Source organism: Microcoleus sp. A003_D6, from assembly GCF_036702825.1.
Lineage (GTDB): Bacteria > Cyanobacteriota > Cyanobacteriia > Cyanobacteriales > Microcoleaceae > Microcoleus.
The window spans coordinates 1-21,485 of the sequence record NZ_JAUBWA010000123.1 but is presented as its reverse complement, the minus strand read 5'-3'; the positions used below and the strand labels follow the sequence as shown (position 1 = coordinate 21,485).

11 protein-coding genes and 1 pseudogene are annotated in these 21,485 nt (G+C 46.0%); 10 read left to right on the top strand and 2 right to left on the bottom strand.

Features of this window, described 5'->3' with window-relative positions; all coding sequences use genetic code 11:
* The first annotated feature begins 274 nt into the window (after positions 1–274).
* Positions 275–4,771 (top strand): response regulator, encoded by a 4,497-nt coding sequence (locus tag QUB70_RS26030; protein ID WP_332984365.1) that lies wholly within the window; start codon positions 275–277, stop codon positions 4,769–4,771.
* A 505-nt stretch (positions 4,772–5,276) separates the two neighbouring features.
* Here the strand turns inward: QUB70_RS26030 and QUB70_RS26025 are convergent.
* Positions 5,277–6,074 (bottom strand): cation diffusion facilitator family transporter, encoded by a 798-nt coding sequence (locus QUB70_RS26025; RefSeq protein WP_332984363.1) that lies wholly within the window; start codon positions 6,072–6,074, stop codon positions 5,277–5,279.
* A 55-nt stretch (positions 6,075–6,129) separates the two neighbouring features.
* Between QUB70_RS26025 and hpsU the strand changes: the two genes are divergently transcribed.
* The 6 genes and pseudogenes from hpsU to QUB70_RS26000 all read left to right on the top strand — a co-directional run bounded on the left by hpsU (position 6,130) and on the right by QUB70_RS26000 (position 16,888).
* Positions 6,130–6,810 (top strand): hormogonium polysaccharide biosynthesis acetyltransferase HpsU, encoded by a 681-nt coding sequence (gene hpsU / locus QUB70_RS26020; protein WP_332984362.1) that lies wholly within the window; start codon positions 6,130–6,132, stop codon positions 6,808–6,810.
* A gap of 1,247 nt (positions 6,811–8,057) precedes the next feature.
* Entirely contained in the window at positions 8,058–12,533 is a 4,476-nt protein-coding gene (locus QUB70_RS26015; RefSeq protein WP_332984359.1) for a PAS domain S-box protein, read from the top strand.
* Between the two features lie 5 nt (positions 12,534–12,538).
* On the top strand, positions 12,539–13,867 hold the full coding sequence (locus QUB70_RS26010; protein ID WP_332984358.1) for a hybrid sensor histidine kinase/response regulator: 1,329 nt from the start codon (positions 12,539–12,541) through the stop codon (positions 13,865–13,867).
* Positions 13,868–13,897: 30 nt separating this feature from the next.
* Positions 13,898–14,105, top strand: a pseudogene (locus QUB70_RS32790) (IS701 family transposase); the annotation flags it as partial.
* A gap of 53 nt (positions 14,106–14,158) precedes the next feature.
* Positions 14,159–15,643: a mechanosensitive ion channel domain-containing protein gene (locus QUB70_RS26005; protein ID WP_332984357.1), complete on the top strand. Its 1,485-nt coding sequence runs from the start codon at positions 14,159–14,161 to the stop codon at positions 15,641–15,643.
* 60 nt (positions 15,644–15,703) lie between these two features.
* Positions 15,704–16,888 (top strand): flagellar assembly protein H, encoded by a 1,185-nt coding sequence (locus tag QUB70_RS26000; protein WP_332984356.1) that lies wholly within the window; start codon positions 15,704–15,706, stop codon positions 16,886–16,888.
* Positions 16,889–16,968: 80 nt separating this feature from the next.
* Here the strand turns inward: QUB70_RS26000 and QUB70_RS25995 are convergent, their stop codons facing one another.
* Entirely contained in the window at positions 16,969–17,577 is a 609-nt protein-coding gene (locus QUB70_RS25995) for a TetR/AcrR family transcriptional regulator (RefSeq protein WP_332984355.1), read from the bottom strand.
* 115 nt (positions 17,578–17,692) lie between these two features.
* Here QUB70_RS25995 and QUB70_RS25990 point away from each other — a divergent pair, with 115 nt between their 5' ends.
* From QUB70_RS25990 to QUB70_RS25980, 3 genes are all read left to right on the top strand, one after another.
* Entirely contained in the window at positions 17,693–19,114 is a 1,422-nt protein-coding gene (locus QUB70_RS25990) for a biotin/lipoyl-binding protein (RefSeq protein WP_332984353.1), read from the top strand.
* Between the two features lie 120 nt (positions 19,115–19,234).
* Positions 19,235–20,419, top strand: a complete 1,185-nt coding sequence (devC, locus tag QUB70_RS25985) for an ABC transporter permease DevC (RefSeq protein WP_332984351.1) — start codon at positions 19,235–19,237, stop codon at positions 20,417–20,419.
* A gap of 121 nt (positions 20,420–20,540) precedes the next feature.
* Positions 20,541–21,257, top strand: a complete 717-nt coding sequence (locus tag QUB70_RS25980; protein ID WP_332984350.1) for a DevA family ABC transporter ATP-binding protein — start codon at positions 20,541–20,543, stop codon at positions 21,255–21,257.
* Positions 21,258–21,485: the final 228 nt, after the last annotated feature.

Below are 21,485 nucleotides of genomic sequence, written 5' to 3'. Positions count from 1 at the left end.
GGCCCATTCCACAAGAAAAAAAATTTTGTGGGATGGGCCCCAGAGCCCGTCCTAGTTATTTTTGCAAGAGGTCTAATATGGAACTAAAGCTCTGAAAATACTACACTGGCTGTGGGGGGCGAGATACCGGATACCTTGGAAATACCAAGGGCTTTGCTTTCGTCAGCCCAGAAAAGTCCAAACACGCAGGCCCTGCGATCGCCAATGCTAAACAACCTACGTCTCAAACCTCTCCTGGCTAGTTGCCTAGTAGCACCGTGAGGAGGGCGACGCCATGCAACTCCGAAAAAAGACACTATTAATCATCGGTGCAGCACTGATCAGCCTGATTGTGGTTCTCTATGCCACTGCATCAAGCATTTTGCTGCACGATTTTCAAAACCTGGAGGCACAGTACGTCCGCCAGGATGTTGCGCGGGCTTTGGACGCATTAGATGACGACTTGTCGAATTTAGACACCAGCGCCCAAGATTACGCCGAGTGGGATGATACTTACTCTTTCGTCAATACACGGAACCAGGATTTTGTCAAGTCCAATTTCGTCGATTCGACATTTGTTTACTTGAGACTAAACTTATTGGTGCTGCTGGACTCCAACGGTCAAACGATCTTCAGCAAAGGTTTCGACCTGAAATCCAAAACCCAAATCCCAATTCCCGAAAGCTTAAAACAGCACTTGACCGACGAGGTGCTAGACTCATCGACAGTAGGAGGCGATCGCCCCGCCGCCAAAACAGGCGTCCTCACCCTGCCAGAAGCCACGCTGCTGATTGCTTCCAAGCCGATTTTCAACAGCAACGCCCAAGGCCCGCCGCGCGGGACGTTGATCCTGGGACGCTACCTCGACAGCAGCGAAATCGGTTTGCTTTCAGAACTGACTCACCTGTCAGTGGATTTTAGATTGCCGAGTTTAGATTTTAAAGTGGGAGCCACGAACTACTCCGGGCAAGGCGCCAAGGCGATAGCTCGATCTAGGCAAGAGTTGGAAAATCTCAAACTAAAAATTTCCCACCTCAAATCAGTAGAAATTTTAGTCGAGCCGCTCAGCGACAGCTTAGTCGCAGGATACGCCCTGATTCGCGACATCCACGGCAACCTAGCGCTGCTGCTGCGAGTAGAGGCAGACCGCATCATCTATCGCCAAGGTCAGGCTACCTTGGAGCTGTTTACCTTATCAATACTGGCAGTAGGTTTAGTATTTAGCGCGATCGCCCTGCTGTTGCTAGAAAAATTAGTGTTGGCGAGATTGGCTTCCTTGAGCACCAGCGTCAGCAACATCGCAGCCAACGGCGACCCAGACTTGCGCGTTGAAATGGCCGGAGCAGATGAACTCGCAAGCTTGGCCGACACCATCAACCGAATGCTAGAAGCATTGGGCAATTCTCAACTCGAACGTAATGAAAGCGAAGACCGCTATCGGTTGATGGCAGAAAACTCAACCGATATGATTACCAGACACAACCCCAAAGGCGTGGTTGTTTACGTCTCGCCCGCCAGCGGCGCTTTGCTGGGATACGAACCTTCTGAACTCATCGGCCGCGTCCCCAACGATTATTTTCACCCCGACGATTTAGAAACCATCGCCAAAGCTCACTCGAAAATCCTGGCGCTCCCAGTTACTTACACCGTCAGCTACCGCATCCGCCACAAAGACGGCAAATACATTTGGTTTGAAACCACCAGCCGCACGATCCGCGATCCCCAAACCGGCTCGGTGCAAGAAATTATCGGCATTTCCCGCGACATCAGCGTGCGCAAGCAAACAGAACAAGAACTGCGAGAAAGCGAAGCTGCTATTAAAGCTTTGTACCAAGTGACTTCGGCTCCCCGTACAGACCCGCAGGGCCGCCTCTCTACCTTTGATTTGCGCCTCCAAGAACTGCTGGCAATGGGATGCCGGCAGTTGGACCTGTCCGTGGGAATTTTGTCGTGCATTCAAGGCGACAACTATCAAATAATGGCTGTTGAGTGTCCCGACGGGTCGATCGTCAAAGAACAAATCTACGATTTGGAAAACACCTTCTGCGTGGCTACGGCTATGGCAAAAGAACCGCTCTACTTTGAGTCGGTAAGATTTTCCGGTTTATCCTTCAACACCGACAATCCTGCCTTCAAAATCGAAGCTTACATGGGCATTCCCGTTACGGTGGCAGGTGAAGTTTACGGCACTCTGTGCTTCTTTTCTCCGACTCCTGTGACAGAACCGTTCCGAGTTGTAGACAGAGAGTTGGTGAAACTGATGGCTCAGTGGGTGGGAAGCGAACTCGAACGCCAGCAAACAGGCGTAGATTTGGCAAAAGCTCGCGACCAAGCACTGGCGGCTACCAGAGCCAAAAGCGAATTTTTAGCTACCATGAGCCACGAAATTCGCACTCCGATGAATGGAGTCATCGGCATGACCGGTTTGCTGTTGGATACCCGCTTAACTGGCGAACAGCGCGATTTTGTAGAAACTATCCGCAGCAGCGGCGATGCCTTGCTGACGCTGATCAACGATATTCTAGATTTCTCGAAAATTGAGTCGGGCAAATTGGACTTGGAGGAACATCCGTTTGACATCCGCACTTGCATTGAGGAATCTCTAGACTTGGTAGCTGCCAAGGCGGCACAAAAAAAACTGGAATTGGGTTACTTGATCGATCGCGCAGTACCGACAACGGCGATCGGCGACAGCACCCGCTTGAGGCAAATTTTAATCAACTTGCTCAGCAATGCTGTGAAATTTACCGAAGCTGGAGAAGTGGTGGTTTCGGTGACTGCCAAAAAGATTTTAGTTGCGGAGGCGGCCAACGCTAAAGAACCGCCAGAAATTAATGACGAAGCACTAGCAATTAACCAAGTATACGAAATACAATTTGCGGTCAAAGATACAGGTATCGGCATTCCAAACGATCGCATGGATCGGCTATTTAAATCTTTCAGCCAGGTTGATTCTTCAACGAGCCGACACTACGGCGGTACCGGATTGGGTTTGGCAATTAGCAAGCGTTTGGCCGAAATGATGGGCGGCAGGATGTGGGTGGAAAGTATGGGTAGTCTGGCGGGCAATCCTCCCGCAGATTTTATAGCTACACTTTTTGATGTGGAATGGGGAGAATCTTGCGAAATTGCCGAAAAATATTGCTCTGGGAAATCTTTACTCAGCAACAAGCCGATCGGCCAAAATCTCACATCCGTTGGCTCTACTTTTTATTTCAGCACGATCGTTTCTGGTTCCAACAGTTCCTTGCCCGTTAACTTGAGCAATTCTCAACCTGAATTAGCTGGCAAGCGAGTCTTAATTGTCGATGACAATGCTACCAACCGCCAAATTTTGACTCTCCAAGCTCAGTCTTGGGGAATGGTGGCTAGGGCTTCATCTTCGGCTCGTTTGGCTTTAGATTGGCTCGCTGCTAAAGAGGTATTTGACTTGGCAGTTTTGGATATGCAAATGCCAGAAATGGACGGGTTGGCTTTAGCTGCGCAAATTCGCCAGTATCCTGATTGCGAAAAGTTGCCGTTAGTCATGCTAACTTCGATCGGCAGGCAAGACATTAACACCGCTGCAATTGAGGTGGATTTTGCTGCTTTTTTAAACACGCCTATTAAACAATCTCAGCTTTACAATGTATTAATCAATATTTTTGGGGAACAGCCAACTGAAATTAGAGTGCAGCGCAGCAGCGGGCCTTTTTTGCAAAGCATACCTGTGCTGGCTTTGAACTTACCCCTGCGGATTCTGTTGGCTGACGATCATTTGGTGAATCAGAAGGTGGCTTTGCAAATTTTACAGCGGATGGGGTATCGCGCTGATGTGGCGGGAAACGGTATCGAAGTGCTCGAAGCTTTGCGCCGCCAGCCTTACGATGTGGTGCTGATGGACGTGCAAATGCCGGAAATGGACGGTTTGGAAGCTACCCGCCGCATCCGCGAGCAATTTTCAGGAGATTTCACCTTAGAAAATCCAACGGGAGAATCAGAAGTTTCAACAACTAATGAGCAATCTCAAAATCGAAAATCAAAAATCGAAAATCCCACATTGACTGACGAGGAATCTAACAATCCAAAATCCAAAATCCAAAATCTAAAATCAACTAGGCCTTGGATTGTGGCGATGACAGCAAATGCGATGCAGGGCGATCGCGAAGAGTGCATGGCTGCTGGGATGGACGACTATTTGAGCAAGCCGATCGAAATTGAAGAGTTGGTTCGAGCTTTGAGCGCGTGTAAATCTCGATCGAATGGGGAGTTCGATCGCCCTGGGCCGATTTTTTCTGTGAACTCGCAGGCCGAACAGATAGGAGGAACGAGTGAATTAGATGTGCGATCGAATGGGGCTGTTGCGGGAAATCAACAACTGACAATTCCCAATTCAAACATCAGGTACGGTGAATCTAGTTTAGACAGCACGCTGTCAGAATGCCGCGATTGCCTCAACAGCAAGATTATTGAGGGACTGCGAGACGTGGAAGCTTTGGAGGAAGTAATCGAGATATACCTTGACAGTGCTCCCAAATTGCTTAACGGCATCTCTGCGGCCGTCAACAGCGCCGATCCCCTGGCTTTGCGGCAGGCGGCTCATTCTTTGAAATCGATTAGCGGTACTCTCGGTGCTTTTCGCTTGTTTGAGCTTTGCGAGGAACTCGAAGTTATGGCGCGCATTGGGATCAATGCCAACAAGCCTTTGTCTCCCCAAGCCTGCGAGGTTTTAGAACAGGTTGAAGCCGAGTATCAAAGAGTTGAGACGGCTTTGAAAATAGAATGGCTCTACAGCGAGACAAGGACAGAATAATTAACAAGTGACAATTAACAAATGATAACTAACTAACTATTGTTGGTGGGGGCGGGTTTTTGAGATGGTTTGTTTTAGCTAACCAGACGGGAATCCCCACACTATACCGATCCAGGGTAAGAGCATCTCAATCAGTCTTGACAAAAGGATTTGAGAAAAAGCATCATGTATTCATCCTTCATTGCAGCCCGTTTTCTTTTCTGTCGCAAGCTACGCTTGAGAGTAGTTTCTTGATTTACAGCTTCTTAGCATGAGTTCACCAAGGAAGCTGTTGATAAGCTGTTGTGCATTTAAATTGTATATTTCGAGTCCCGATCGAAAATCGTCAAATCCTCTCCCCCTCTCCCCTTCTCCCCCTCTCCCTCTCTAATACCATAGGCAATCTAGATGCAACACAGCTTATCGCTCTTGAACAATTAACCTAGCTCGGTTATTCAATTGAGCCGCTTGAGAGTGAGTTGAGTCATCCCAAAGAGATTGAGCGTGAATAGTTGCATCACGATTATCATTTTATCAGTTCTTCGAGGGATGGAAAAAGCAATTTTTCAGCGCTGAGTTTTTGGCAGTCGCAAGGTGGTTGAGTTGCGGATATTGTTGATACTTTGCCTAGCAGCAACTGGATGCTTTCAATTAGCAGCGGTAGGGTTAATAAAATTATTGAGGCCGACACTAGCAAGCTAATTAAGCCGTCCGCCCAATTCCAGTGCAGCCACGCCACGGCGATCGCAGCTAAAATTACTCCAACCGACGAAAAAATATCGGCGACTGCGTGCAGAAACGCGCTTTTGAGATTTAAGTCGCCGTGACAGCAGGAATGCAAGCAACAAGCATTGATTGAGTTGATGCTTAAACCGACTATGGCGGTAATTAACATCGGGAGTCCTTCTACTTCGGGGGTTGGGGACTGCAAGCGGTCGATCGACTCTGCGGCAATCCAAAGGGCGATCGCAACTAAACTGATACTATTAACTAAAGCAGCAATGATTTCTGGGCGTGCAGGGAATGGCGATTGTGCGATCGTACAATCTACGGATTTACTTTTGCCTTTGACTGAGGAGTACCAAGTGGCTGTCAAAGTTATTGCTAAAGCTGCTACATCCGAAAAAACGTGACCCGCATCTGCTAATAGGGACAAACTATGAGAATTAAGTGCGGCAATTAACTCTGCGACAAAAAAGCTGCTAAGCAGTACCAATGCTGTTTGTAAAAGCCGCACTTTGGAAATTCTAGGATGGGGATTTTCGCATTGTGCGAGATCCTTGGTGTTTTCAGCCTGAAAATTGTCCCTAACTGGAAATATCATTGAGCAGTCCTTCAACTTAAACTCGATTTTCAATTAAACATTAAATTAACTATCAATGACTTATAATATACCAACTCCGCACCAAGAACCGGAAAATTCGATCGCAAATTCTCCAAATCCTGAAATAAACGCTCGTCCAATTAGCGACAATCAGGCAAATATTTTAACAGGGGAATCTTTGATTGATTTGCGGAGGTACGATCGATCGAATGTCGATCGGGGAAAGCCTGGTTGGCTAATTTTGCTTTGGTGGTTCGTGCAGGCGATCGCATTTCCCCTCACTCCACACCCTTTTAACGGCATCAGAAGCGGGCTCCTGCGGTTATTTGGAGCGAAAATAGGTTGTAGTGTGATTATCCGCCCTACGGCTCGTTTTACATATCCTTGGAAAATAGAAATCGGAGACTACAGTTGGGTCGGAGATGATGTTGTATTGTACAGTCTGGATCGAATTGCGATCGGCAAACACTGCGTTATTTCTCAAAAAAATTACCTCTGCACCGGCACTCACGACCCCCAAGACCCAGCCTTTCGCTTAATAACAGGATCTGTTATCATTAATAACGGCGTTTGGATTGCCGCCGACTGCTTCATTGGCCCTAGTGTCGAAATCGGTGCCAACGCTTTAATAGGAGCTCGCAGCAGCGTCTTTAAAAATATGCCTGCCGGCTTTGTTTGTACGGGTACTCCCTGTCGTCCGCGCTACAGGCGAGAAATTAACAAAAGCTCGCAGTAAAAACTTCAATCGCGTCCATACTTCGCAGTAAAAACCTCATTTTTTTCTTGTTCAACGACTAACTGGACTCAAACAAATGGTAAGCCAAAATTCGCTTTATATACAGCAAATACGTCCAGGTTTTCTTGTTGCCGCCAACAAATAGACCTCTTGCAAAAATAACTAGGACCGGCAAGATGCCCATCCCACAAATTTTTTTTTCTTGTGGAATGGGCATCTTGCCCGTTCCAGAATTTGATTACAAGGATTTTTGCAAGAGGTCTAATCTATAAGATATAGCTGTTCTCAAAACTGACAAGCGAGTTTCTTGATGGTACCCGCCACGTGATTTATCCGTGGAATCAATCCAAAATCTAAAATCTAAAATCCTCAAGCCCCTGAATTTATCCGTGGGGTCGCCTCCAAAATCTAAAATCTAAAATCTAAAATCTAAAATCGAATGACAATCCTTTCGCAAATAAAGTTAAAAATTGTGATGCCCCGATCGACGACGCAATCCACCCGTTAACTGATGATTGTTTGTTGAAGTTCCGTTATAACTTAAGCAGGGATTATTCAATAACTATTTAATTGGACAACTCAAATATCCAAGTATTATAATGAGCTTATACCAATTTTTTATGAGGCCCCGTAGAATCCGATCCCCCCTTAGCTTGCCCCCTACTCCCCCTGCTTAAGGGGGGGACAAGATTCCGTTCAAAGTCAACCCCTACTACCCTTCTTAAGGGGGATGCGAGGGGGATCGAGATATGTGAAACTTCACATTAAATTGGTATTAACTGGTAGCCGAGATATTGCTACCACGTTCGCCAGTTGCCTCAGTCCTGTTTGTATCGGAGAATATCTAACTGAAAAATTCAAGGATATAGCTAAAATTGAGAACGTTCCCATAATAGTTGGCATTCTACCGATAGGATTGATGAGCAATAGACCTCTTGCAAAAATAACTAGGACGGGCTCTCCGGCCCATCCCACAAAAAACATTTTTCCTTGTGGAACGGGCCGGAGAGCCCGTTCCAAAATTTGATTAAAAGGACTTTTGCAAGAGGTCTAATATAAGTGCTTGGCGGTACATCCGAAGAATTAAGGGAAACATTGTTTCAACGGATACATATATCGCGGGTTGAAAGCCTAATGGCAGCGCTACTGAACGTTTTCTTCAGTACCGAAATTGCAGGCAACGAAAACCTTGCGATCGCCCAAATGGAAAGAAGTTGTAGAATTAAAGCTGAAATCCACCATCCAACATGACCAAATTCCCACCAGAGAAAACCCAGGCAAGCGAACAGCAAGAGAGCACAACAGCACAGGTATTGCGACAGGCTTACTTCGACGCTTTTTTTGCAGGTGCCAACGCCGGAATGCTGATTTTAGACAGCCAACTCCGGTACGTCCAAGTTAACGAAGTTTTAGCAGAGAGTAATGGCATTTGTGTGGCAGACCATATTGGTAGGTCAGTGCGCGAAGTGCTGCCAGAATTTGCTCCAACTGTGGAACCGATGCTGCAAGGCATTCTGGATACGGGCAAGCCAATTCTCGACTATGAAATAGTGGGTGAAACGCCGAAAGAACCGGGAATCCTGCGCTACTGGCAAGCATCTTACTATCCTTTGTTGGATGAAAATGGCCGGGTTTTTGGTCTTGGTGGGATTGTAATTGAAATTAGCGATCGCAAGCGGGCAGAGAAAGAGCAGGCACGACTGACGGCAATTTTGGAAGCAACTTCCGACTTAGTAGGAGTTGTGGATGTTACGGGGCATAGCGTCTACCTCAACAAAGCCGGACAGAAAATGCTGGGGATGTCCCCAGAGGAGGCACGATCTCCGTTTAGTATAGATTCTGTGTTAGCTCCCTCGGAAACGACAAAATTCCACAATGAAGTTTTTCCAACCGCCTTAAAAGAGGGTAGCTGGGCTGGTGAAACCCTGTTTTTGTCACCCGATGGGCAAGAAATTCCAGTTTCCCAAGTTTTAATCGTCCACAAAACGGAAACAGGCGAAGTCGAGTTTATTTCCACTATTGCACGGGACATTAGCGATCGCAAAACAGCAGAGGAAGAACGGCAATTGCTTGTTACTACGATCGAGAACAGCCGTGACTTTATTGGCGTTATCTCAATGGATGGTCGTCCGATGCTAGTGAATCAGGCTGGTATGGATTTGGTTGGACTGAGTAGTTTGGACGAAGCCAGAACCAAACACATTACCAACTTCTTCATGGCAGAAGATTTGGACTTCGTAAATCAGCATATGCTGCCTGCGCTGATGAAAGACGGGGTTTACCGGAGTGATTACCGCTTCAGACATTTCGTGACAGGTCAACCGATCGCGGTAGACTACACCCTATTTTTGGTCAAGCATCCAGAGACTAATGAATCTATAGGAATTGCCAGTATTACGCGGGATATTCGCGATCGCAAAAACGCAGAAGATGTCCTCAAACAAAGTGAAGAAAGACTTCGTTCTTTGATGGAAGCCACTGCTCAAATTATTTGGATCTGCAATGCGGACGGCGAAATGGCGATCGAGCAACCTACTTGGAGTGCATTTACAGGACAGACATTTGATGAATACAAGGGATGGGGTGGGATCAACGCTATCCACCCAGACGATCGCTCGTCTATGGTCACTGCTTGGTCAACTGCGTTTGCTAATCGATCGCTATATGAAGTTGAATTCCGTATGCGCCGCTATGATGGGGAATATCGCTACATGAGTTGTCGTGGTGTACCGATTCTGAACGCGGATGGTTCAATTCGGGAATGGGTTGGGGCTAATACAGATATTACCGATCGCAAACAAGCTGAAGAAGAGCTGTGCGAACAGCAGACTGCGCTGCGCGATCGCAACACACTACTAAACTCTATTTTGGAAAGTACGCCAGATATAATTGTTGTTAAAGATGGGGAAGGGCGGTATGTTGCCATCAACTCCAATGGCGCCAACTTTTTGGGCAGGTCAATTGAGGAAATCATCGGCAAAGATGATTTGGAATTACTGTCGCCTGACACTGCCCGTGAAATGATGGCAAAAGATCGCCAAGTCCTAGCAGCAGGAATCACTGAGAGTTACGAGGAAGATGTCTCTTCTCAGGATGAAACCACTAAGACCTTTTTCACTACAAAGGCTGCTTGGCGGGATGCTCAGGGCAATATCCTCGGCATCATCGCCACAACACGAGATATTAGCGATCGCAAAAAAGTCGATCGAACACTCCGTCAAACCCTAGAAATACTGGACTTAGCGAGCGATAGTATCATTATTAGAGATATGGACGATCGCATCATCTACTGGAACCAAGGTGCCGAAAAGCTCTATGGTGGGACAAAAGCGGAAGTAGCCGGGGAGCACATTCACACATTCTTAGAAACCATCTTCCCTAAACCATTAGAAACCTTATTGCCAGAGTTTTTCGAGCGCGGAAGTTGGGAAGGAGAACTGCACCACACTACCCGTGACAATCGGCATATTATTGTCGCCAGTCGCTGGACATTACAACGCGACGCAGAAGGAAAGCCTTGTGCCCAACTCGAAATTAATACCGACATTACCGATCGCAAACAAGCGGAAAATGCTATAAAACAAAGCGAAGAACGCTATCGATCGCTAATCCTTGCTACGTCCCAAATTGTCTGGATATCGGATGCTGAAGGGCGATGCCCGGATCTACCGAGTTGGAGAGCTTACACCGGACAAACCGAAGCTGAGGTGGTTGGTTCGGGCTGGCTAGAAGCAATTCACCCGGGCGATCGCGAACGAACGGCTCAGGCCTGGATGGAAGCAGCGCAAACGAGAAGCCTGTATGACATACAGTATCGAATCCGCGCAGCAGATGGAAACTATCGCTATTTTCAAGCTAGAGGGGTACCAATTCTGAATGAAGATGGCAGCGTCCGGGAGTGGGTTGGCGTTTGTAGCGATATCCACGATCGCAAACAAGCGGAAGATGCTATAAAACAAAGCGAAGAACGCTATCGATCGCTAATCACTGCCATCTCCCAAATTGTCTGGATAGCGGATGCTGAAGGGCGATGCCCAGATTTACCGACTTGGAGAGCTTATACCGGACAAACCGAAGCTGAGGTGCTTGGTTCGGGCTGGTTAGAAGCAATTCATCCGGACGATCGCGAACGAACGGCTCAGGTCTGGATGGAAGCAGTGCAAACGAAAAGCCTGTGTGATGTAGAATATCGACTGCGCGGAGCGGATGGAAACTATCGTTATTTTCAAGCTAGAGGGGTACCAATTCTCAATGAAGATGACAGCATCCGGGAGTGGGTTGGCACTTCCATTGATATCCACGATCGCAAACAAACAGAACTCTTACAGACAAAAGCCAAGGAAGTAGCAGAAGCAGCTAGTCGGGCTAAAAGTGAATTCCTTGCCAACATGAGCCACGAGTTGCGGACTCCCCTAAATGGCATCATGGGCTACGCGCAGATTCTTCAGCGTTCCAAATTATTGAATGAAGAAGAGCGATCGCGCATTGATGTCATTTATCAGTGCGGTTCCCATTTACTCACCTTAATCAATGATATTCTCGACTTGTCGAAGATAGAAGCACAGAAAGTGGAACTCCAGCCCACCGATTTTCATTTCCCGGCGTTCCTGCAAGGTGTCGCAGAAATGTGTCGTATCCGAGCTGAACTAAAGGGAATTGACTTTCATTTTCCATCAATCCCCGAACTCCCGATCGGTATTCGTGCGGATGAAAAACGCTTGCGACAAGTGTTAATTAATCTTTTAAGCAACGCTATTAAATTTACTGATGAGGGTAGTGTCACTTTTACAGTCAGTTTTGCCACAGAAGAAAAAATTCGCTTTGAAGTACGCGATACAGGTACCGGCATTGCACAAGATCAACTCCAAACTATCTTTCAGCCCTTCGAGCAGGTAGGAGATCGCAGGCGGCAGACGGAGGGCACCGGGCTGGGACTGGCAATTAGCAAAAGCATTGTAGAACTAATGGGCAGTACCATTCAGGTTCAAAGTGAGATGAATGTTGGCAGTATTTTCTGGTTCGATGTCGATCTGTCTCCAGCCGATGAATGGGTGAAAACATCTCAAATCGACCATCGCGGGCAGATTATCGGCATCAAAGGCCGCCAACCTAAGATTGTGGTTGTTGATGACAAATGGGCTAACCGTTCGGTAATTAGCAATTTGCTCAGTCCGATCGGCTTTGACGTATCTGAAGCCAACGACGGGCAGGAAGGATGGGAAAAAATTCTAGAGGTGCAGCCAGATTTAATCGTTACCGACTTAGTAATGCCCGAAATAGATGGCTTCGAGCTAATTAAGCGGGTTCGAGAATCGGAAAATTTCAAAGACACCATCATTATTGTTTCTTCTGCTAGCGTATTTGAAACAGATCAATACAGAAGTTTAGAGGCAGGAGGCAACACCTTTATTCCCAAACCTGTTCAAGCAACGGAACTCTTGCAAAAATTGCAACAGTATCTTGATTTGGAATGGCTTTACGAAGCCAATGAAGCTCCAGGGGCGATCGGCTCAGACACCACCGATCTAATTTCCCCCCCTGCTACGGAAATGGAAATACTATACGAGCTGGCTATGAAAGGGAATTTCCTAGAAATAGTTAAACAGGCGGCATTACTTGAAGCAATAGATCCCAAATACATTCCCTTTGCTAAAAGATTGCATCAAATGGCAAAGGAATTTCAAGACGAAGAGCTTGTAATGTTTATTCAATCCTACAAATAAGGTTTATGACTTCAGCAATTCAACCAACGAGTTCAATTCTTATTGTTGATGACAATTCAGCCAACTTGGGTGTCTTATCTGATGCCTTGAGTCAGGCAGGATTTGAAGTTCGGGTTGCAAAATCTGGAAAAATGGCACTAGAACGAGTTAAATATGCTCTACCGGATCTAATCTTGCTAGATGTCATGATGCCAGAGATGGATGGATTTGAAACCTGTCGCCGATTACAGGCTAATCCAGAAACTAAACAGATTCCCATTATATTTATGACTGCTCTCTCAGATACGGCTAATAAAGTTGAGGGATTTCAGGTTGGGGCTGTAGATTATATTACCAAACCCTTCCAACAGGAAGAAGTATTAGCTCGCGTCAAGCTGCATTTAAAGCTTCATGTTCTTGCTGACCAATTAGAGGAAAAAAATACCTTATTGGAGCAGAAAGTTTTAGAAGTAAGCCAAGCCTATGAAGATTTACAACAAATGCAACTTAAGTTAATCCAAAGCGAGAAAATGTCCAGCTTAGGGCAAATGGCTGCTGGGATTGCTCATGAAATAAACAACCCTGTAAATTTCATTTCTGGCAATCTGGGTTATGCCCAAGAGTACGCTCATAACTTACTAAAAATTATACACCTCTATCAAGAAGATTATGTAAATCCCACCCCTCGGATTCAAGCAGCAATGGATGAAATAGAATTGAAATTTTTGGAGGAAGATTTTATAAAAGTTCTTAACTCAATCAACTTAGGAACGCAGCGAATTGAGGAAATTGTCAAGTCTATGCGAATTTTTTCTCGCCTGGATGAGGCAGAATTGAAACCAGTAAATATCCACGACGGAATTGATAGTACGCTCACCATTCTGCATCATCGTTTAAAAGCAAAACCAGAGCATCCTGAGATTGAAGTAGTAAAAGAGTACGGTCAACTTCCACCAGTAGAATGCCATGCCGGACAACTCAATCAAGTGTTCATGAATATTCTTTCCAATGCCATCGATGCTTTGGATGAATCTAGTCAGCAGCGTTCGTTTGCAGAAATCAAAAAACACCCGAACCGCATTTGGATTTCTACAAAAGTAATTGACGAGAATTGGATTGCTATTCATATTAGTGACAACGGTAGGGGAGTTTGCGAAACCATACAGCCGAAACTATTTGACCCTTTTTTTACCACCAAACCTATCGGTAAAGGAACGGGATTGGGGTTATCTATCAGTTACCAAATTATCGTGGAAAAGCATGAGGGCAGAATATACTGCCAGCCTGTATCAGGAAAGGGAATAGAATTCGTCATTGAAATTCCAATTCGGCAACAAGCTGGTCAAGCGGCTTAGTTTCCCGCTGCAATATCTCTTTGGTTATCAATAGCTATCGTTATGAATACTCGGACTTTTTCTGCTGAAACCGAAGTTGATTATTTAGTGACTAATGCTGTCGCCCATAAAGCCACGGCCCAATGGATAGTAACAACTTACTCCCAACGTAATAGGGTAGAAGTTTTTTGATCGTGAGAGTCAGGAATGCTTAGGATTAAAAAAATACCCAGTCAGAGGAATTAGAAGTCTTGCCAAGTTTTTACTACAAAGTGGTTAAAACCTGATTATAATTTAGTTTGTAAATAAAAAATGAATACAATACCCGAAGAATTATTGACAGAAATCTCCGAAATATTTACAGCAACCTTATTTCAACTAGGGGAAAATCCTGTATCGCTGCGGTCACTTCTGGAACTGATTGTCTCGTTCATGGCTGTCCTTATCGTATCGCGAGCTTTTACTAACTTTCTTAAAGAAAGCTTGCTTGTCAAACTAGGAATTGACGAGGGAAACCGGGAAGCTATTGCAGTTATTCTGCGCTATTTAATCGTCGCTTTCGGAGTGATAATTGCCATCCAAGGAATCGGCTTTAACCTCGCTTCTTTTGCAGTAGTTGCGGGGGGATTGGGAGTGGGAATTGGCTTCGGGATACAGGATTTAACAACCAACTTTGTCAGCGGACTGACGCTGCTTTTAGACCGACCTGTCAAAGTGGGAGACTTCGTGGAATTAGAAGGATTGATGGGAATAGTCAAAAAAATCTCGATTCGCTCGACCATAATCACCACCAACGACGACTCCAGCGTCATAGTTCCCAATAGTAACATGATTAGCAGCAAAATTGTTAACTGGAGTTACGAAAATCCGCTGCTGTGTTTGCGGCTTTCCATAGATGTAGCTGATAGTAGCGACCCGCTGTTAGTAACAGAAACTCTTTTAAATATTGCTTACGCGGAAGCAGGAGTATTGTACGAACCAAATCCGAAAGTATTCTTTGTGGAGTTTGGCGATGATTGCTTTAAATTTGAACTTTTAGTGTGGACGAATCGACCAACGGATCGAGAAGTAATTAAAAGTTCTTTGAATTTTGCTATAGAGTACCATTTCCGCCAGCAGAAAATCGATTTTCCGTTCAATGAAAGAGATTTGTATTTGCGAAATCCCGAATTTTTGTTGTCGCTGTTCAACAAAAATGAAACTGCAATTGACACGAACAGTGGCTCAAAAAACGGTCGAAAAATGGTAGTTATTGCAGAGAAAATGAAAAAGCGATCGCCTCTTAGCTGTTTGCTGCGAGAGGTGGAATACTTTGAAAATTTGACGGATCTAGAATTGCGCCAATTGATTGAAGTTGGGTACCGCCAACGGCTGCAACCGCAAGAAATTTTATTTCACGAAAACGACCCGGGAGATGCTTTTTACATGATTCTTTCAGGTTCGGTCGAAGTTTTTGTCGAAGCTATTGACAAACACCTGAATAACCTCGGTACCGGTCAGTTTTTTGGCGAACTTTCTTTGATGTTGGGAATCCCCAGGACTGCTTCAGTGAGAGCTTTGGAAGAAACAATTTTGTTTGCGATCAATAAAGAAGGTTTCCAAAAGGTTTTAACTGAACGACCGGATTTATACGAACACATTATTCAACAAATAGTCAAACATAAAGAAGAACTGAGCGAGAGACAAAAGGAACTGCGAAAAATGGAATTGGTAGATGCAGCAGAAGATGATGAAAACCCTGTAAAGTGGGTGAGGAAACGCCTAAAAAATCTGTTTGCTGTTGGAACTGAAAATTAACCTAAAGCAAGAGTATGCAAGTATGCTAGGATTAACTGATAAAAATTAACCATAATTTCTATGACGCGGTTTATTCACGATCGCTTTGCCAAAGAATACCTGGAAGAATTTCTGTCGCCGCTCGGTACCGTAAAAATCGGTCGCGATGTGACTTCCGAAGTCCGAGAAATCGATGTTTATTTCACTCCCAGCACCGCAATTCCCTCCTACTCATCCAGCCTGGGATTGTTGGGGAAAATGGCAAGCACAACTGCAATTTTTGAACCGTTTCGCAATCCGGCAAATGTCAGCGAAATTTGTACCTGTCTGGGCAAGTTATTGGATGTGCGAGGTGAATTGGAGCGACAGGCGAGAAGAGAAAATACTCGCTATGATGACGCTCAATTACCGAGACTGTGGATTTTGATGCCCACAGCATCGAAAGCGCTGGTGGATGGTTTTAATGCGATACCAGATACAGAGAATTGGATGCAGGGAATCTATTTTTTAGGCGAATCTCTGCGAACTGCAATTGTGGCGATTCACCAGTTGCCAGAAACTCCAGAAACCCTGTGGTTCCGGATTTTGGGCAAAGGGGGAGTACAGCAAAGGGCGATCGCCGAATTGAGCGCTTTAGCAACGGACGATCCGCTGCGGATTATCGCGCTAGAATTGTTGTATCGTCTACAGTCACATTTAGTAGCCGATATCCCACAGGAATTAGAGCCAGAAGAGCGGGAGTTAATTATGGCCATTACACCACTTTTTCAACAACAAATACAAGCTGCACAGCAACAAGCTAGGGAAGAAGGACTAGAACAGGGACTAGAACAGGGACTAGAAGCAGGACTAGAACAAGGGCTAGAACAAGGGCTACAACAAGGGCTAGAACGAGGACTAGAACGAGGCAGACAAGAACAGCAGCGCTTAATATTAGAAAACTTTCTGCGAGTCCGCTTTGGAGAATTAAATCCAAAAATGACTGCTTTTCAATCTCCAATATCCAAGTTACCGGCGGCGGAGTTTACCGTTTTGTTGCTGGCAATATCGATGCTGACAGTTGATGAATCTGGGCGGGAACAAGCGGTGAAATTGTTAGCTGAAAGTGTCTTGAAAATGTCTCTTACTAACTTGGAGGATATTCTGCCACAGGCGGTGACTAATTTATTGGCATTGCCTGTGGCAGAATTGACACTTTTTGTTGAACAACTGCCGGAGTTATCGGATGCTGAATTGAGGGAAAGCTTGGGAAAAACATCTGACTAAAAAACCAAGAAACTTAGAACCCAGACTTTTTCAAGAAATCTGGGTTCTAGTCGATCTAAGATAGGACTTACGCAACAATTCTAAGAATTTGACTGCGAAGGCAAAATCAAGTGCAGCAAGCCATCGATTAATCGATCGCACTCCATTGGCACAATCTCTTTACCATGCATCATCTCCTGCGTTAACTGGAAATGTACCAACGATCCAATAAAAATCCGCGCCGTTGCCTCCGGATCGGATAATTTTAACTCTGGGTGAGATGCAAAATATTGAGTCAGTCGCTCAATACCCGGTTTAGCTAAGTTTCTCACAAAAGTCTGGGCTAGCTGGGGAAAACGCCCCGATTCGGCAATCACTAACCTCACGAAGGTGAGAAATTCAGGTTCCTGACTCGCCTGATCGAGTAGAGTCGTGGCAACGAATCGGAGCACTACGGCCGGTTCTTCATCCAGAATTGTAAAATTAACTTTTTCTTGCGCCAGCCACTGAATCAAGGCCGCGAACAATCCCTCTTTATCTTGGAAGTAGCTGTAAACCGTGGCTTTGGAAACTCCTCCCGCCTTTGCTACCTTGTCCATACTCGTCCCCGCGTAGCCGTGGGCTAAAAATTCTTGCATCGCTCCTTGCAGGATCTTCTCGCTCTTGTCACCTGCTGCTGTGTCTGGTTCGATCGGTTTTGTCTTTGTCATCGCTTGTTTTTTTAATTTTTCGTTGGGGTCTTGACATTATTATACTGAACGGTTTAGTATTTTCGATATGAACTAAACGGTTTAGTTTTTACCTACCTAAATAATGAGGTGTGTCATGGTACAGCCAGCAACAGCGGACGGCTTATCCTCAACTCCATCCCTAGTTAAACCACTCCTAGTTGTAGCAGCAGTAGCAACCCTAGCAGTGGGGGGAACTACAGGCTATACGATGTGGCGATCGCGCCTTCCCGATCCCAATGCAGCAACTGTGGCAGCAGCCACCGCAGCATCGCAATTAACCACAGTGACAGCCTTGGGGCGACTCGAACCCAAAGGAGAAGTAATCAAAGTCTCCGCCTCGGGAGCCGCAGAAGGAAACCGGATCGATCGACTTTTGGTGAAAGAAGGAGATAGCGTAAAAACAGGTCAAGCGATCGCAATTCTCGACAGCCGCGATCGACTCTCGGCCGCCCTCGACCAAGCTCAAGAACAAGTGCGCGTCGCCCAGGCAAATCTAGCCAAAGTCAAAGCCGGAGCGAAAAACGGAGAAATCCAAGCCCAGAAAGCGGCAATTGCCCGTTTAGAAGCCGATCGCAGCAACGAAATTCCAGCGCAACAGGCGGTAGTCGCCCGCTTATCCGTCGATCGCAGCACCGAAATTGCAGCGCAACAAGCCACCATTGCCCGTTTGAGGGCCGAACAGCAAGGGGAAATTCAAACCCAACAAGCCACAATCGCCCGCCTAGAAGCCGAACTCCGCAACGCCAGAAGCGAGGATCGGCGCTACTCGCAACTGTATCAACAAGGAGCGATCTCCGCTTCAACCAGCGAAAGCAAAGGCCTCGCCGCCGAAACAGCCCAACACCAACTCAACGAAGGAAAGGCAAAACTGAATCAAATTCAGCTATCCCGCCAGCAGCAAATTAACGAAGCCCAAGCCAAACTGAACCAAATTCAGCAATCTCGCCAGCAGCAGATTAACGAAGCCCAAGCCAATCTCAGCCAAACTCAGCAATCCCGACAGCAGCAAATAGACGAAGCCAAAGCAAATCTCGATCGCATCGCCGAAGTGCGCCCCGTTGACGTGCAAGCAGCCACCGCCGAAGTCAATTCCGCCGCTTCCGCCGCCAAAGGCGCCAAAGCCAATCTGGATCTAGCTTACATCCGCTCTCCCAGAGACGCCCAAGTCCTGAAAATTCACGCATATCCAGGGGAAAAAGTGGGGGATGACGGCATTGTCGAACTCGGACAAACTCGCGAGATGCTGGCTGTTGCGGAAATCTACGAAAGCGATGTGAGCAAAGTACGCATCGGACAGCCAGCCAAAATCACCAGCGATTCTTTCAAGGGGGAATTGCAGGGAAAAGTAGAACACATCGGCTTGCAAGTGCAGCGGCAAAATATTGTGAATACCGAGCCTTCTGCGAATATTGACGCTCGAATTGTGGAGGTAAAAGTGCGTTTGGATGCAGTTTCGAGTCAGAAAGTAGCGGGATTGACTAATTTGCAAGTCAAAGTGGCGATCGGGGGGAATTAAGAAGTTTTAAACCGCAGAGAGCGCAGAGGACACAGAGGAGGAGAAGAGAGAACTGTTAAATCCTCAGTTTGCTTTCTTTAATCCAAAATCCAAAATCTAAAATCTAAAATCTAAAATCGTATGATCGGACTAATCAAACCTTTACAACAGTTAAGAGACAGAACTCCCCTCGGATGGCTGCAACTGAGTCACGACAGAGGCCGAATGCTCGTAGCCGCAGCGGGAATTGCCTTTGCGGACGTTTTGATGTTCATGCAGTTGGGCTTTCAAAATGCGCTTTACAGCAGCAATACGCTCCTGCACAACACCTTGCAAGCCGACCTAGTTTTGATTCACCCGCAAGCCAGAAATTTAACTAATTTGTCTTCTTTCCCCAGGCGCAGATTGTATCAGGCAATGAACGTACCGGGCGTGAAATCTGCCGAGCCGCTTTATATCAAAATTGGCAACTGGAAAAATCCAGAAACTCGGCGCGAAACCTCAATTATGGTAGTGGGATTCAATCCCGATCGCCCTGCTTTTGCACTGCCAGAAGTTAACCAAAATTTGAGCGCGATTAAATTGCCGGATACGGTGTTGTTCGATCGAGCTTCTAGAGGAGATTATCAAGGGTCGATCGCCAAAATTGAGCAGGGAAAAGCTGTTAAAACAGAGCTCGATCGGCGTACAATTACCCTCAGCGGCTTATTCACGATCGGAGCATCATTCGCCGCAGACTCTATTTTAATGACCAGCGATCAAAATTACCTGCGCTTCTTTCCCAGACAAGACGCTGCGAGCGTTAATGCCGGATTAATTCAACTGCAACCCGGTGCAGACCCCGTGCAAGTTCAACAAGTTTTGAAAGCATACTTGCCGCAGGATGTCAAGGTATTGACCAAAGAAGAATTTATCGAATTCGAGACAAACTACTGGGCTACAAATACCGCGATCGGCTTCGTATTTAGTTTAGGCGTAGCGATGGGTTTCGTAGTAGGAGTAATTATCGTTTACCAAGTCCTCTCAACCGATGTCAGCGACCACATGGCAGAATACGCTACTTTTAAAGCTATGGGCTACAGCAATCTTTACTTGCTCGGCATCGTTTTTGAAGAAGCACTAATTTTATCAATTTGCGGTTTTCTGCCAGGAGTCGGAGTATCTGTAGGACTTTACGCCTTAACGCGCCAAGCCACAAATCTGCCGCTGTACATGACACTAATGCGAGCAACTACCGTGTTAATTTTGACCCTGATTATGTGCATTATTTCCGGCACAATTGCCACACGCAAACTGCAAGCAGCAGACCCAGCAGATATTTTTTGAGTCACAACAAATCGAGAAATTGCCAAGTTTTTATTGGCGATTTTTGAGGTGGAATCAAAACACTAAATAGCCCAAAAATTCAGGCAATTTTTAATTAAATATAAACCCCAGAAAATCAATTATGCAATCCACTACCCTCAACCTGGAAACCAACAGCGTAGAGATTTCAGTACCCGTAATATCCATCCACAACCTCGACCACTACTTCGGTCAAGGCGAACTGAAAAAACAGGTATTATTTGACATCAACCTCGAAATAAATATCGGTGAGATCGTAATCATGACCGGGCCTTCCGGCTCGGGAAAAACCACACTTTTAACATTGATGGGGGGACTGCGATCGGGTCAATCGGGAAGCCTGAAACTTATGGGTCAAGAAATGTGCAGTGCCAGTTCAGAACAATTAGTCAAAGCGCGCCGCCAAATCGGATATATATTCCAAGCCCACAACTTGCACCGCAGTTTGACAGCCGTGCAAAATGTGCAAATGGGATTGGAAGTTCACGCAAAATTCTCGCGTTCCGGAATGCGCGATCGCTCGACAGAAATGCTAGAATTAGTGGGGCTGGGACAGCGGATTAACTATTATCCAGATGACTTGTCAGGAGGACAGAAACAAAGAGTTGCGATCGCCCGCGCTTTAGTCAGCAACCCGCAAATTGTTTTAGCCGATGAACCGACAGCCGCCCTGGACAGCAAATCCGGTCGCGAAGTGGTTAATTTAATGCAGAAATTTGCCAAAGAGCAGGGCTGTACTATTCTGTTAGTCACCCACGACAATCGAATTTTGGATATTGCCGATCGCATCGTTTACATGGAAGATGGCAAATTAGCCTAAATACAGCAGATTGCAGGTTTAGGAAGTACACGCGCCGATTTTAGTTAATGAAATCACGATTGCTTACTAAAATTTAATAAAAAAAACTTGCAGCCGATTGAAAGTGCGATTTTGGCTGCTGCGCGGCGAGTGGAAGGTTAAAGCTAGTTTTTAGTGAACGAACCTGACGGTCAACTGAGTACAGTTAGACCGCAGGCTTCTTTTTCCTTTTTCGCAAAGGCTTTTTTG

Excerpts from the sequence above, each read along its gene's own strand:
- QUB70_RS26030 (WP_332984365.1), top strand. The coding sequence starts at position 275 with ATGCAACTCCGAAAAAAGACACTATTAATCATCGGTGCAGCACTGATC.
- QUB70_RS26025 (WP_332984363.1), bottom strand. The coding sequence starts at position 6,074 with ATGATATTTCCAGTTAGGGACAATTTTCAGGCTGAAAACACCAAGGAT.
- hpsU (WP_332984362.1), top strand. The coding sequence starts at position 6,130 with ATGACTTATAATATACCAACTCCGCACCAAGAACCGGAAAATTCGATC.
- QUB70_RS26015 (WP_332984359.1), top strand. The coding sequence starts at position 8,058 with ATGACCAAATTCCCACCAGAGAAAACCCAGGCAAGCGAACAGCAAGAG.
- QUB70_RS26010 (WP_332984358.1), top strand. The coding sequence starts at position 12,539 with ATGACTTCAGCAATTCAACCAACGAGTTCAATTCTTATTGTTGATGAC.
- QUB70_RS26005 (WP_332984357.1), top strand. The coding sequence starts at position 14,159 with ATGAATACAATACCCGAAGAATTATTGACAGAAATCTCCGAAATATTT.
- QUB70_RS26000 (WP_332984356.1), top strand. The coding sequence starts at position 15,704 with ATGACGCGGTTTATTCACGATCGCTTTGCCAAAGAATACCTGGAAGAA.
- QUB70_RS25995 (WP_332984355.1), bottom strand. The coding sequence starts at position 17,577 with ATGACAAAGACAAAACCGATCGAACCAGACACAGCAGCAGGTGACAAG.
- QUB70_RS25990 (WP_332984353.1), top strand. The coding sequence starts at position 17,693 with ATGGTACAGCCAGCAACAGCGGACGGCTTATCCTCAACTCCATCCCTA.
- devC (WP_332984351.1), top strand. The coding sequence starts at position 19,235 with ATGATCGGACTAATCAAACCTTTACAACAGTTAAGAGACAGAACTCCC.
- QUB70_RS25980 (WP_332984350.1), top strand. The coding sequence starts at position 20,541 with ATGCAATCCACTACCCTCAACCTGGAAACCAACAGCGTAGAGATTTCA.